This is a genomic window from Pseudomonas sp. Z4-20 (genome assembly GCF_051131955.1).
GTDB lineage: Bacteria > Pseudomonadota > Gammaproteobacteria > Pseudomonadales > Pseudomonadaceae > Aquipseudomonas > Aquipseudomonas marvdashtae.
In genome coordinates this window covers 881742-895875 of record NZ_CP071641.1, presented here as the reverse complement: position 1 = coordinate 895875, position 14134 = coordinate 881742, and the positions used below count along the sequence as shown (strand labels likewise).

The 14134-nt window shown below is 51.2% G+C and carries 11 protein-coding genes and 3 pseudogenes; 1 reads left to right on the top strand and 13 read right to left on the bottom strand.

Annotation, left to right across the window (positions count from 1 at the left end; all coding sequences use genetic code 11):
• Nucleotides 1-8: 8 nt before the first annotated feature.
• The 7 genes and pseudogenes from J3P82_RS04225 to J3P82_RS04195 form a co-directional block, all read right to left on the bottom strand.
• Nucleotides 9-950, bottom strand: a complete 942-nt coding sequence (locus J3P82_RS04225) for a chlorinating enzyme (protein ID WP_434560953.1) — start codon at nucleotides 948-950, stop codon at nucleotides 9-11.
• Nucleotides 951-963: 13 nt separating this feature from the next.
• Nucleotides 964-1197: an acyl carrier protein gene (locus J3P82_RS04220; RefSeq protein WP_434560951.1), complete on the bottom strand. Its 234-nt coding sequence runs from the start codon at nucleotides 1195-1197 to the stop codon at nucleotides 964-966.
• The gene (locus tag J3P82_RS04215) at nucleotides 1198-2748 is read right to left on the bottom strand and encodes an amino acid adenylation domain-containing protein (protein ID WP_434560949.1); all 1551 of its coding nucleotides are present in this window, start codon (nucleotides 2746-2748) and stop codon (nucleotides 1198-1200) included.
• 247 nt (nucleotides 2749-2995) lie between these two features.
• Nucleotides 2996-3124, bottom strand: a pseudogene (locus J3P82_RS04210) (AraC family transcriptional regulator); the annotation flags it as partial.
• 570 nt (nucleotides 3125-3694) lie between these two features.
• Nucleotides 3695-4180 carry a hypothetical protein gene (locus tag J3P82_RS04205; RefSeq protein ID WP_434560947.1) on the bottom strand — a complete coding sequence of 162 codons (486 nt, stop codon included), beginning with the start codon at nucleotides 4178-4180 and terminating at the stop codon, nucleotides 3695-3697.
• A gap of 312 nt (nucleotides 4181-4492) precedes the next feature.
• The gene (locus J3P82_RS04200) at nucleotides 4493-4951 is read right to left on the bottom strand and encodes a hypothetical protein (protein ID WP_434560945.1); all 459 of its coding nucleotides are present in this window, start codon (nucleotides 4949-4951) and stop codon (nucleotides 4493-4495) included.
• The gene (locus tag J3P82_RS04195) at nucleotides 4951-5637 is read right to left on the bottom strand and encodes a hypothetical protein (RefSeq protein WP_434560943.1); all 687 of its coding nucleotides are present in this window, start codon (nucleotides 5635-5637) and stop codon (nucleotides 4951-4953) included. The genes J3P82_RS04200 and J3P82_RS04195 overlap by 1 nt, the downstream gene beginning before the upstream one ends.
• Nucleotides 5638-5713: 76 nt before the next feature.
• Here J3P82_RS04195 and J3P82_RS04190 point away from each other — a divergent pair.
• Nucleotides 5714-6322 (top strand): annotated as a pseudogene (locus J3P82_RS04190) (transposase); the annotation flags it as partial.
• A 30-nt stretch (nucleotides 6323-6352) separates the two neighbouring features.
• Here J3P82_RS04190 and J3P82_RS04185 read toward each other — a convergent pair.
• The 6 genes and pseudogenes from J3P82_RS04185 to J3P82_RS04160 form a co-directional block, all read right to left on the bottom strand.
• A complete protein-coding gene (locus J3P82_RS04185; protein WP_434560941.1) occupies nucleotides 6353-6778 on the bottom strand; it encodes a hypothetical protein in 426 nt (141 codons plus the stop codon).
• Nucleotides 6765-8750 (bottom strand): annotated as a pseudogene (locus tag J3P82_RS04180) (hypothetical protein); the annotation flags it as partial. The gene J3P82_RS04185 and the pseudogene J3P82_RS04180, both read right to left, overlap by 14 nt.
• Nucleotides 8751-8814: 64 nt before the next feature.
• Nucleotides 8815-9222 (bottom strand): hypothetical protein, encoded by a 408-nt coding sequence (locus tag J3P82_RS04175; RefSeq protein ID WP_080396151.1) that lies wholly within the window; start codon nucleotides 9220-9222, stop codon nucleotides 8815-8817.
• 9 nt (nucleotides 9223-9231) lie between these two features.
• Nucleotides 9232-9654, bottom strand: a complete 423-nt coding sequence (locus tag J3P82_RS04170; RefSeq protein ID WP_434560939.1) for a hypothetical protein — start codon at nucleotides 9652-9654, stop codon at nucleotides 9232-9234.
• An 82-nt stretch (nucleotides 9655-9736) separates the two neighbouring features.
• Nucleotides 9737-10159: a hypothetical protein gene (locus J3P82_RS04165; protein ID WP_434560937.1), complete on the bottom strand. Its 423-nt coding sequence runs from the start codon at nucleotides 10157-10159 to the stop codon at nucleotides 9737-9739.
• 5 nt (nucleotides 10160-10164) lie between these two features.
• On the bottom strand, nucleotides 10165-14043 hold the full coding sequence (locus J3P82_RS04160) for a hemagglutinin repeat-containing protein (RefSeq protein ID WP_434560935.1): 3879 nt from the start codon (nucleotides 14041-14043) through the stop codon (nucleotides 10165-10167).
• Nucleotides 14044-14134 lie beyond the last annotated feature (91 nt).

Sequence of the window (14134 nt, the reverse complement as noted above, 5' to 3'; positions counted from 1 at the left end):
GTTCTCGATTAGACAGTCAATTTGTTAAAGGGCTTGCCGCGAAGTGTTTTTTCAGCAATGGAATTTTTGGGATTCAGACTTTGCCCAGCAACCACGACACTGCCAAACTTCTCAAGTGATGTTTTGCCGCCATACTCGTGAACGGTATCGGTGTCAGGATAGATATCGACGAAGCTGGGTGCATAGCGCGTTGCGAATCCCATTCGGTCATCTTTTTTTGACGTATTGGGATAAGACGCATGCATTAATGTCGACCAGAAGATCACGCATTGCCCCGCTTTCATGACCAGCGGCACAGCCATCGCCTCGTCCGGCTTCCAGTCAGGATCGACTTGAAGTTCACGGTAGTCATAACCGAAGAATCCGCGCTTTTTCCCTTCTTTCTCAAGCGTATTGACGCTGTCGCCGTCATATTCCATGCGCTTAGTTTCGTCGTAGTTCATCTTGAGATGGGTGCCTGGCATGATTTCGAGACATCCATTTTCGATGGTCGAATCAGTGAAGGCGGTCCAGACAGTCAATGTACCTTTCCCAAAAGCTGACTCGGTTTCACCTGGCCACAAAATTTGCGGCTTACCACTGGCATTGGCAAACGTGTCGGCCTGATGCCAATCGGTGCCTTCATCGCCTGGGTATTTTGGGAAAAACTCTGTGCGCCAGCAGATCACATCGGCCCCCAGAATGCCGGTCACGGGAGAAACAATCTTCAAATTCGTGACGTGCTCCGCGAGCTTGTCGACATCTAGGTGTCGATCGTAGTTGGATATGTTGGTCCCGCTGCCAAAGGAGTCTGCCGGATACGCTGCGCTACTCCGGTCAGGCAGCGCTCGTCTGACTTCATTCCAGATGGCATGCATATCTTCAGGCGTGTAAATCGTCAAAGGTCCGATGAAGCCATTTTTTTCAAAGGAAGCCAGTTGTTCTTCCGTGAGAAAATAACTTTTGTCCATATTCATCTCCCTGTTACTGATTCAACGAATGATTGATGGCGTCCGCAATGCTTTTATTGAACAATTTCTCGATTGAAACTTCAATATTGTACTTTTTACGAAGGCGCTTATTGAGCTCAAGGGCAATCATTGAATTACCGCCAACATCAAGAAAGTTTTCGTCTTGGGCCACCGGGCTTTCCAGTGCCTCTTCAATCCAGGCCGTGTAGTCTGCGGCAATATCCGCCTTCAACGTATCTTCCAACATTCAGAGTCCCTCCAGATTACTTTTGATAACACGCTTGTCAACTTTTCCATTAACGGTCTTTGGAAACACGGGAATTTTCTTGTAACGCAACGGGTGCATGTAACCGGGAAGCATCTTCCTAGCGTATTGCTTTAGTTGCTTGACGGTACTGGCTTCGTCACTGGACGAGGAAAAGCAGCAGAACAGGTAGTCGCCCCATTTAGCGTCTTTAAAAGGAAGCACACAGACTTCAAGCACATCCGCCACCTGCCCAAACGCTGACTCGATATCGCCCAACTCTATCCGGTAGCCATTTATTTTGACTTGCTGATCGGCTCGACCTATATAAATAAGGTCGCCGTTATCCGCCACATCGACTAGATCCCCCGAACGATAAAAGCGTTCGTGACACCCCTCACGCGTTATGAATCTCTCAGCCGTCAACTCGGGCCGATTCAGGTAACCGTCCGCAATCTGAGGACCACTCAGTATCAACTCTCCACCTACAGTGTTCGGCGAATCTTTGAGTATCTGATACGAAAATCCCGGTAACGGCTTACCAATCACGGAAGAAGGCTCTGAGGACTCTTTCTGGGTCACAATATGGAGCGTGGCATGTACAGTAACTTCGGTGATGCCATACATATTGACCAAGACCGGCTTGGAATCGCCAAAAATGCTGAACCAGTTTCGCAGTGTACTCGGATTGAGCCTCTCACCACCAAATATGATGAACCGCAACGCTAGTTCATCAACAGGAAGTCGGACCAACGATTCCGCGTTGATTGCAAACGCAGAAGGTGTCTGGTTAAGGACGGTCGCCTCTTCGGTTTTGATAAATGCAGCAAACCGATCCGGCGATAACTTTATCTCGGTTGTTGGTATCAGCAGCTTGCCCCCGAATCCCAGCGCACTTGATATTTCCCATACAGAGAAATCAAGCGCATACGAGTGATATAGAACAACGACGTCTGCGTGATTGAATTGAAAAGCGGGCTGAGTGCCTTCGAACAAAGCGGCCACATTGCCATGTGTAATCGGTACACCTTTCGGTCGCCCAGTGGTTCCGGAGGTGTAGATGACGTAGGCGCGTTGATGGGAGCCAACAGTCGCAAAGACATACCCGTCATTGTCCGGTTGCACCAACTGAGAAGCCGGTATGAACGTTTTTTCATCCCTAAGCGAGCTGTCAGGCTCTCCAACGATCAGCCTGGGATTACAGTCGCAAAGGATGGCCGTGTTTCTGTGTACTGGAGCGGACTTGTCCAAAGGCACGTAGGCGGCGCCGCAGAGTTGGACCGCCAGTAAAACAGCGATCAAATCAACCGACGGCGTCATTTCGACAGCGACGAAGTCAGACGACATCACCCCCCGTTCACGGAGTCCGCACGCCAGTTGTTTGACTAAACGTGCCAGTTGACCATATGAAAGCTCACAGACCGAGTCCTTCGCAGCCAACGTATCCGGAGAGGTAGCCGCTATGCTGAAGAAGCGCTCGATAATCAGCGATTCGCCTAAAGCGCCGTCGTCACTTCTTACAGAGATAGAATCCGTTTTCTCCGGGGCGTTCATTTTTTGGCATCCGTTCCGCTTAAAAGACGATCGGACACTATAACGAACATTTTTTTAAGTCAAGCCTGACCCATCAAGGTTTTCAGCGGACGATTTCATGGCCAAGACGCTCTGTGTCCCTCAGAAGGATGACCACGCGTTAAACGCTTCAGCAGGTCGTTGCCTGTCGATATGGGTTACCGGGACCGGGTCACGAGACGCAGTGAAGCATGCGCCGGTTGCTTGCGCCTCGCTGACGTTTGTCACGCTAAGCCGTCTGTTCGCGGGGCACGCCAATGCCGAAGCGCTCGCGGTAAGCGGAGGGTGGCAGTCCGACTGCATTTCGAAACGCCTTGCGAAAACTCTCCACCGAACGATAACCACAGACCCTCGCAATACCGGCTGCGCTCTGATCGGTGCTTCCGCTTCTGTGCTGCGTGGTTTTTTGTCAGTTCATCTTTGGCCTGTCGAGTATTGAGTCTGTTGCTGTTTAGATTGACGCGTAATAAGGCGAGGTCACCCAGGCAAGTCTCATAAGCAACTGTAAAGCGCTCGAGTTCATTAGTGTGCTTTTCAATTGCTTGAGTTATTTCTTGTGTTGGTGTTTCACCCTGGCTAGCGAGTTTGATACCAATAATTTGGTGCTCAAATTTATTTATAAGCATAGCAAAACCAATAAGCTCCCCTCTGCGCCTCACAAAATAAATCTGTCCCCTTTTCTCTCTTTTCTCTCGGAAGGCGTCGTCGTGACCGCCGGCTCTATAACTTTCGCGGAACGCCCTGTATCGACATCACGAACTTCGTAATACCACCATTTCATCGAAGAAACGCCATAAACCCCATAGGTACGGCCCCCGACCAAATCCACGGTCATTTCAACTGGACGTGAGTATCCGGTTCCAATAACGTACCTAACGGAAAGTTTATGCCTTCCGGCTCCGAGTCGATACTCGGTTTGGGCAATAATTCACCCACTAAAAAGCTTCCACAGTATCGCGTAAGGCAACTCATCTTCAACAATTTCAGGCAAGCGAAAATAATAAACAGCCGAGGAGTTTTCCAAGCATTTATGAACAAACGCGCCATCAGACATCACACGATAAGAGGCGTACTCCATAAACCTTTCAGAAGCAGGAGAGCTAAGAGAAGCTTTTATCTGACTATAGGTTCCACCAGCCCTTATTGGAAGCAATTCAGACGGCGGCGGGCGTACAGCCATGTCATCATTTTCAACATCCCGGTAGTAGGCTCTCCGAAATGCAGGCTCACTGCTGGCCCAGTAGAGGGATAGCAAACGAAGCTCCTCTTTTCCCTCATTTAAAAAAATATCAGCTAAAAAATACTGATCGTCCGAAATTTTATATGCGCCATCTTCCATGGCGAGAACGCATTGCTCTCGTACATCAAAACCTTCCCCAACCTTTAACTTGCACAGCGACGACCATTCTTGCATCTTAAATACCTCAAATCTATTGTGGCCACTTGAATATTCGACCTTCGACCAAAAAGGACCAAAAAGGGGACAGATTTATTAAGAACTGAGCAAACGAATAAATCCGCCCCCTTTTTTTTTCGCAGATGCTGGGTTACCTGCCAACGTTGCATCAGTAGCAATCGAACAATTAACGCAGTTATAAGTTCACCCAGCGTCTGGATAACCTGGATTGACGTTCCTTATTGAACCTGCAGTTTCGCCCGCCCCCTGTCGCTTTTGCGCCATCTAAAAATCACACAAACATCTAATCCATTGCTACGCTTAAAGCGATCAATTTGATATTAGCGTCGCTTTCCACAAGCGTCCATCCTCCGAAAATTCCATGCGTAGAGCGTACGTCTCAAACTCATACTTCAGCCACTGCTGTACATAGCCGATTAACATATCGACTCTACCTGGCGCCTCTTTGCTAGGCGAGCCTAGCTCTGCAATAACATCTTCAACACGCCATGCTTGAGCTATACGACCAAGCACATCTTCCTTATATGCCGAATAACCTTCGTGAGGCTGCACCAAAAAATGAATGTGATTTAATTTTCCCGAACGAAACCCAATCTCTATGCCAGATTTAATAAACTTATAGAATCTTGTCTTACCTTCCGGGTCATTATAGCTATCCGGGGTTTCCGAAACAGCTGGCAGCTCTCCGACTCTTCGACATAAGCCGGTGACTATTTCCCCGCTTTCATTTCGACCAAGAGCCTGAACAAAATCCGACCAAGCGTTCATTATTTAATAACTCCCGTATTGCGATTTCTTTCCACTATTTTTTGAACAGTTTCATCTACCAACTTCGAATCATAACCTCTACTGTTCAGATTTGCCCGCAAAGCTTCTGTGTCACGACAGACTGCACCGCACAGATCCGCAGCATCTTGCTGAATCTGAGCAGGAGTGTTCTTCCCGCCATACGTCGGACCTGCAATATGTACATCTCGTGGAACCTCTACAGCAGTAGAGTTTTGGTAGAGAGTCTTGGTCTCCAACTCAGTAAGCGGGCGGCCCAACTCTGCTTCCTTTGCTGTGCGCAACGCAGCAAATGAAGGGATATGGTCGTGTTCTAGACCATCTCCAACAACCTCTCTTGCCTTAAGGTTTTTATAGGCGTCGACCTCAAGTCCTTGAACCGCCGTTTTCGAAGGCACGGATCCTTTTGCACCCGTTCCGTCCACCACCGAAACAGACGTAGGCTCTTTCGCGCCTTTACTTTTCGAAAGTACCCCCGTCAACACCGAAGCCATGAACTGACCGCCGCCGATCAGGTACTTGTCCGTTTCGAATTTTGAATCGAGCTTTGTACCTTCAATCTCGTTGGCGATTTTTTCTCCTACGGCTTGACTGAATTGCTCGGTTTTCTCAAGCAGCGCTTTACCCGGCTCGGTTTCAGAGGCTGCGTTGATGACAGCCAGTTGCACGAGCCCTTTGGGGCCTTGTGCCATCAAGAAAGGGGACAGATTTATTTAAGTACTTAGCGAAAAAAATAAATCTGTTCCCTTTTTTTATTTGGTTGAGTTGAAAAAGCCCAAGGCAAAGCCGTCCTGGATGAGTCAGGCCTATTACGACGAGGCACCTGAAACGTTGACAGTACGTGAGTTGAAAGCCGGTGGAAAAATCCTCGTCACTACTTTGAATTGTCCACAGCAGGTGCCAAAAGCCTCCCTCAAATCACTGTTCAAAGACCGATGGCATGTGGAGTTGGATCTGCGCAACCTCAAGACTACGCTGGGGCTTGAAGCGCTGAGCTGCAAGACGCCTGATATGGCCGTCAAGGAGTTGTGGATCTACCTGCTGGCGCACAACCTGATACGGATGCTCATGGCGCAATCAGCTCTGTTGGCCGACTGCCTGCCGCGCGAACTGAGCTTCAAGCATAGCCTTGAGCTGTGCCTTGCGTTGAGGCAGTACGGGGCTCAAGAGCAAGAAGATCAGATGCTAAACCTGCTTGAGCTGATCGCCCAGAAACGTGTCAGAAAGCGTCCTGGCAGGATTGAGCCGCGCGCCATAAAACGAAGACCCAAGCCTTACCCCATGCTGATGAAAACACGTCGATCAGCAAGGGCCGAGGTCAGGAAGAATGGACACCCGAAGAAGGTTAAGTAAGTGCCATTCAAATCTGTCCCCTTTTCCCGTTTAACTAACTTTCTTCACATGAACATATTTAACAAGACGACTGTCAGCGTCATAATGCACGACCACTACTAGTCCATCAGTTAAAAACTCATATCCCGGGCTGGTAGGAGCGATACCAGGGATACGAACAGATGGTATATCACGCACGGGCTGGCCAAATAAAGCAACTGAATCTTCAACGGTTGCAATCCCAAGACATGCTTTTTGTGTCTCAGCAGCAGCAGGGTGATACTCCCCCATTGCTTGGTAATATACTCTGTAGGCTACGACAATCCCCTCGCTACCTGCTTGAAAGTAAACGCCGCACTCTGGCAGCTTTAAAAATTCATCACACTCAACTTTAGTGTACTCAACCAAAGGAAACACATCTTTTAATTCCGCCAACAAGTCAATTATCGGGCGACCTACATAATCATTTGGATTCATATTTAACACCCATCCCATCAAATAATTTTTTGTTCAAATCATGAATTTCTTTGCGGGTAGTGTCTATTTTACCCGCGGACCAGCCTTCACTCTTCCACACCGGGACCCAAGTATTGATATCTGCCTCAGCCGCCCTATAAAGATCAGAGCCATCTTTTTTTATTTTCTCTTGATTATTTCTACCGCCAAAAGTTCTTGAGTCCGCCATATGACTACAGGTTTTAACTACAACACAATTAGTACTGTTTCGAAGGGCTTTCAATTCAGAATCAGTCAACTCAACGCCAAGTTGGCGTAACGCCTCCTTAACAGCTGCAAAAGAAGGGATATGGTCCGGTGTTAAGCCATCACCTACGCTACGAGGTGCCGTCAATCCATAGGTGCCCACTTCGCCTTCAGTTACTTTATCGGTAGTACTCGTACTGCCTTTTGTACTGCCCTCTTCCACCCACCCCTTCGGCCGATTATCCCCAAACTCCTTAGCCCAATCCGGATGTTTCGGATCAATATCCAGCCCGTCGCCCCCCTTCGTTATACCATCCGAAGGCCCCTTACCAACAATGCCAATGACCTTACCCGCCCCAGCCCCCGCAGCATTCCCGACAGTCCCCAACGCGATATTCAGCAGCGTCGTTGCGCCACGAACGTACACATCTCCAGACTGTTTATCCCGGTCCTGCTCGTGGCGAGTCTTGAAGAGATTATCGCTAATCTCCAGGTCAGTCTTATCTTTGTCGCTAAGTTCGCTTGCAATCGATTTCGATATTGAATCTTTTGCCGCAGCGATTTTGTCGCCAAACAGCTTGTCGACCACCACGTTGCCGGCGAGACCGACCGCCATTTTGGCGGGTCCCATGACTGCCTGGATCCCCAAGCCCAGGAGCTGCGCTTGTTCTACTGGTAGACCGTCCAAGTACGTCTGCAATCTCGCGGTTTCTTGCAGCAGCTTTCTGCCCGGCGTGTCGACCCGCACGTCTTCGACCTTCCGCCACTTTAAGGTACCATCGGTATCCGTATACCAAGCAAGAGTACGAGGCTGTTTCTCCGAATCATTTGATACACAGCCCCCCTTGGCATCGCAGCTTTCTTGCAGCTTGGCAAAGTCTGCAAATCTCTTCGCGAAGCTTTGGATAGCGGCTACATCCTCAGGCTTCAGCTCCTTGATATCCCCAGCATCCTTACCATTTCGAACCAGATTCTTCGCAACGTTCAGCGCAACTTCATCCCCCAACGCAGCCCTCGCGGAAGCAGGGACCTCATCAATTGAAACCCGCTGCGCCTGGATGTTGGTCCAGATCTGCTTGGTGGCCTGCACCGGCCCATTGACCAGCTTGAGTGCGTCCTCATACGCTTTTACGGTGCTCTCGGGGTAGCTTTTGATGCTGTTTTTCCAAGCCTGCACCGTCCCGTAAGGATCCATCACCGCGTCTACCGAGGATTTGGTGACGTACAAGTCGGTCCGAGATTCATCATCCTTGGTGATTTCGTAGGCCTTGCTTACATCCCGGTTGAGCGCAACCGTCGAATCGGCCCCGGTTTTAGCATCATTGCGCACCACAACTTCGCCGGCCCCGACAGTGGCCCGGACGGTCTGCTGACGATCCTTCTCATACTCCCAACCGCTGATGCTCCAGCCGTTTTTATCTTTCTCGCCTTTGCCAACTTGACTGCTGTCCTGAGCGCCGCCACCACCCTGGGAGTAGCTGCCACCCACGTTCAGGTAATAGCCGTGCTCCTTGTCCTTACCGGCGATGTCACTGAAGCCCAGGGTTCCAGTGTCCAGTTTGAGGTTGCCGTTATCGGCGGCGATCAGTGCACCATCCAGTTGGGTGTGATCCTCGGTGCGGATGTCGACTTTGTTTTTGCCGGTGATGCTGGTCTGCTGCTCGACCCAATGGGTTTCACCGGTGGTCTGTCCATATCCCACCGAGCCGCTGATGCCAGCCCCTGGACCAACGGTCGCGGTAACGCTGCAAAAAAGGGGACAGATTTATTTAAGTACTTAGCGAAAAAAATAAATCTGTCCCCTTTTTTTTTCAAGAGAACTCTATTTTGCAATCTGACAGAGGGATCGAACGACCATCGGAAATAATAAATTGATCACCTTCGATTCGGGCCAACAGTAGACCAAGACCTTCTGCACCGGCTTTGATGTCTTTTCTCCAGCCGTCAATATCACCGTGATATACGACAGCATGAAAGAGCGGGCCATGTCCCGGTGTGATGCTGCATCCAGCTTCGTTGATCCCACCACTAGTTGCATTCGGAGGTTCAGCAAAACACGTTATTTTTTTAAATTGTTTACGAAATTTACTTTTCCCATCATCAGAAAAATAAATAGCCTCCCTGGTGGTTGCACCATCCGTCCCAGGAATGACTCTCGCATCAGACCTTTCTAGCTTTCCGCCTAAAACCTTCTCCAATTCTTCTATTTGGTTAGCCAAGATATCACCTCAGTTTTTCACTGGCGTCATTACAAACTTAAAGTTTTTAACGCCTGCATCAGTAAATACTTTCGAATAGTAACTAGCCAACTCTGGACTATTCGTATGATAAATAACGCCGCCCTCGAAACCGGATGAGTATTTCTTCGCCTGATCCACCATTTTGGTCTGCTCAGCGGCCGACCAAGGCTTTGAGCCCACTGGGCTAGCAGGATTTCGAAGAGAGCTGCCCCAGTCCTCTACAAATTTAGCTTCAACAGCAGTCCGCTGCCCATTAACAATAGTCACATTGTCCGCAACACCGTTAACACGTTGCCCATTGATAACAGTTGTGTACTGACGCTCCGCATAAGGAACACTACCGTATAGGTCTCGAAGACCACTTTCGTAGCTTTGAGCCTTATCAATTGCCCGCGTACCACTGACAACCACAGGACTAGTAGTTTCTAGAGCAGTCCCTGCGCCTTTTGCACCGTAGCAATTAAGGCTAACTTTTTAAATTAAAGTCCCGCCCTTACTTAAATCCAACATATACAGCCTCCACCGTGGCTTGCCCCCCTAAATCGTTCATATCAGGAGCATAAAACCTGACCGAGTTCTGATTAACGTTTATGCCGGTTTGATCTTTCTCCACTTCAAAAGACACACCCTCTGCCATAAAAAAACTCTCAACATCCTCAATGGACAGACCTAAAATTTGCTTACCATCATAATAAAAACAAGCATTAGGAAGATACACCTCCAACCCCAACAACTCATTAGAACAGTTGTACCAAACTTGCATTACAGCTTCACCAAAGGCGTCAATTGAATTTTCTGAAAATTCAGTTTTAGGAAAAACCCTATATGGCAAACCAATAACTTTCCTGACTTCCTCTCTACCTTGCCCGCAAAAGAAATTTTCGAGACCATTAGACTGACTGTAATTTAACCTCATGAAATCTACCTCGGTTTAAAATCTTCAGGATTAAGACTTTTTGAATACTTTAACATTTGCTCAATAGCCGCGTCGTATTTATCACCAAACTTACTTCGTATGTCGTCGACATCCATTTTTATAGCTTCATCAAGCTTCCCTTGTTTTAGCAATTCCTCTTGCTGCGCTCTATAAGATTTTGCAGCATCTGAATTTCCATTGCTAGCAGTAAACTTGTGGTCATTTGGGTCCATTTTGATCGCAGGACCATCAACAGAACTGATCGGAGCATCCGTATAACAGGATCTTGCAGGACAATGATGAGAGTCAAGATTGTCGTTTACAGGTTTCGATGTATCGCGATGCGCGCCACCCAAAACCTCGTTTGAACCTGATGCACCCTTCCCATCCACCACCGAAACAGACTTAGGCTCTTTCGCACCTCTGCCTTTCGAAAGAACTCCCGTCAGCACCGAAGCCATGAACTGGCCACCGCCGATCAGGTATTCATCCGTTTCGAAGCCCGGATCATTTTCTATTTCAGCTGCGATTTCTTTCCCGACGGCTTCGCTGAATTGTTGGGTTTTTTCAAGCAGGGCTTTGCCCGACTTGGTTTCAGAGGCGGCGTTGATGACAACCAGTTGCACCAGCCCTTTGGGGCCTTGTGCCATGGCGATGACCATCGATATTGCCTGCTTCTCGTCCTCATGCTGGGCAACGTAATCATTAATCGCAGAGGATTTACGTAGAATGACTTGGCCCAGGCTGAGGTTCTGATCATTGGCCACGACGTCAGTGGGGGGGAGGACTAAGCCTGAGTTATTCTTGGCCTCTGTATCAGACGAAGACGCCTGAATTTTATTGCTGATGTCCTGGACCTGCTTCACATCCACGCCAGCAAGCATCCCCACCTCAGCCAACACCCGGTTCTGAAAATCCGGATCGCTCATGGTCTTCATGGCCTGGGCACGCGTAAGGCCGCCGATGATCAACGCTTCCATGGTTTCTTCGGCGAAATCAACGCCCACCATCGCCGAGGCACTTGCATCCATCTTTCGCCCCAACCCCGCCTCGATCTTGTTGACCGCCGCGTTGAAGTCGTAACCGGCTTGCTGGAAGTTCTGCTTGGCCGTTTCGTCGTAATTGCGAAGTTGTCTGGTCCACTCTTTGGCGGTCTCATACGGACTAAGGGCCGCCGTCACGGAGGACTTGGTCACGTACAAGTCTGTACGGTGCTCATCGTCCCGGGTGATTTCGTAGGCCTTGTCAACATCGCGGTTCAAGCCTTTCGTCGAGTCGGCTCCGGTCCCGGCGTCATTGCGCACCACAACGTCGCCAGCACCCACGGTGGCCCGTACGATCTGCTGGCGGTCCTTCTCGTAGTTCCAGCCTTCAACACTCCAGCCGTTCTTGTCCTTTTCGCCCTTGCCGACCTGACTGCTGTCCTGGGTTCCGCCGCCACCCTTGGAGTAGCTGCCACCGACGTTCAGGTAATAGCCATGCTCCTTGTCCTTGCCCGCGATGTCGCTGAAGCCCAGCGTGCTGGTGTCGAGTTTTAGCTTGCCGGTGTCCGAGGCGATCAAGGCGCCGTCCAGCTGAGTATGGTTTTCGGTACGAATGTCGACCTTGTCTTGCCCGGTGATACGGGTCTGTTGCCCGACCCATTCTGTCGAGCCGGTGGTCTGGCCATAACCGACCGAGCCACTCACGCCCGCACCCGGCCCCACGGTCACCGTCACACTGAGGTCGAACTCTTTGCCTTCGACCTTGCCCGTATCAGGCACCGACGAAACATTGAGGTCGCGGCCCACGCGACCGATGACTTCATTACCGCGCAGGTCCGCACCGGCAATATTCGTGTCCTTGCCGCTGGTGAAGCCCAGGCGATTGCCCGCATACAGATAGGCCTGTTGTTGCCGCTGGGCCTCACGCTCCAGATTGCCTTTGCCCAAGTTGACGCTGGCATAGATACCGACGCCTTCAGAGCCGACGCTGAGGCCGACTTCCCCGCCGCCACTCTTGCGGGTGTTGTCGCTGGCGCTGTCGTTTTGAGCAGCACGGATGTTCAGGTTGTTTGCAGCACGCAGGTCGATGTCACGCTGAGCCTTGACTTGAGTACCAATCAAGTTCAGGTCATTGCTTGCACGCAGGTTGACGTCTCGCCCCGCATCAAGGGCTGTGACGGTTGAGGTTTGCTGCTCGTTGTCGCCGCTGGCAATGCCATTGCTGCCGCCAACACCAATCTTGAAGCCGCCACTGGTACCACCGTGGATCCCGCCCCAACTTTGCCGTTCACGCGTTTCTTCGGCATAGCTGCCTTTGGCGGCATCGAGGGTGACATCGCGACCTTTGATATTGATATCGCGCCCAGCGATCAACTGGCTGCCACTCGCCCGAACATCATTGTTGGCAATCATATTTAGATCGTTGCCCGCGTCCAGCGTCGATGCGCGGCGAGTCTGTTCAACAATCTGTTCGCTGGTGCTCTGTTCGCTGGTGCTCTGTTTGCTGTTGCCGATCTTCGCGTCGAACGTGGGCCCTGAAACGAATTGGGAAACGCTGTCCACTGCCCTCAGCGTGCTGGAGGCCTTGCTGACATTGTCTTCTCCCTGACCGGCTCCTTTGACCGCATCACGAGTCCGACCGTAGTTGTGGTTCATGCTCAGGCTGGCGCCGTTTCGCTCGCTCTCGCGCTGATGCTCGATCAGCAGCCTTTCACGGGCGGCGTCGATCTTGATGTCCCGACCTGCCGTCAAATCGATATCGTTGAATGCCTCAAGGTCCGAGCCAGTCTGGGCGATATCGCGCTTGGCGTTGATGATCAGGTCCTGACCGGCACTGATCTGGCTGGCCGCAGTGGTTTGCTGTTCAAGCCGGTTTTTCTCCTTGGTGCGATCCGCGCCAGCAAAAAAATTGATGCCATTAGCATCCGAAGAAACACCAATCCCAGCCTGCTTGTTCTTCTCCCAATCCCGCTCGGAATGACTGTTCTGCGCCGCCAGGACATTCACATCACGCCCGGCATTCAGACTGACATTACGCCCAGCCTCGATTCCGCTGCCCACCAGGTTGATATCGCGCTCTGCCTGCAAAGTCGCATCACGATCAGCCGTCACCTGACTGCCAACACTGGTACTGCTTTGCGCGATCCGGCCCGACTCTTTCGCCGAGGAGAACGACAGGAAGCCGCCCGAGACCGAGAGCCCGGTTTTCTTCTTGTATTGCTCGCTATGGCTGTAAGCGGTGTCATTGGCCGCGACGAGGTTGATGTCGCCGCTGTCCTTGACCAGGCCCGCACGCAGTTCCACGTCATTACCGGCGGTGGTTTCGCTGGCGCGTAAACGCAAGTCATTGCCCGCGACCAGCACCACATCGTTGCCTGCTTCCAGCTCGCTGGCCACTTGGGAGGCGGTGGTTTTCAGCTCGCTTTTGCCGCTCTTGGACAAGCCGAGGAAACCCGACTTGGTTTTCTTGCTGTAGGAACCGTGTTCTTCGATACCCGAGAGCACCGCCACATCACCGGTGGCCCCCACCACCAGATCATTGCCGGCGTTCAACTGGCTGCCGATCACCGTGACGTTGCGGCCGCCGTCCAACGTGACACTGCCACTGGCGGCTTGGCTGGCATTGACCGTCAGGTCTTGCCCCGCCTCCACCACCGACGCGACGTTGGTGCTGTCATAGCTTTCCCGTTGCTCGCTTTTGCTGCGACCAAAGGAGCCTTTGCTTTTCTTCGAGTAGAACTCTGCGGTTTCGTCCGTTGCGGACAGCAGGCTGACGTCGCGCGTGGCGTCGAGCGCAACGTCCTTGGCCCCTTTCAGGTGACTGGCGACGAGACTCAGGTCTTGCCCCGCCTTCGCGCTGAGGTCCCCGCCCGATTCGACGACTGAGGATTGCTGGCGCACCAGGTCGCTGCTGCTTTTGACTTTTTTGCTCTGGGACGAGCGATGGCTTTCGTTGGCGGCGGAGGTGATAGCGATATCGCGCCCGGCGGTC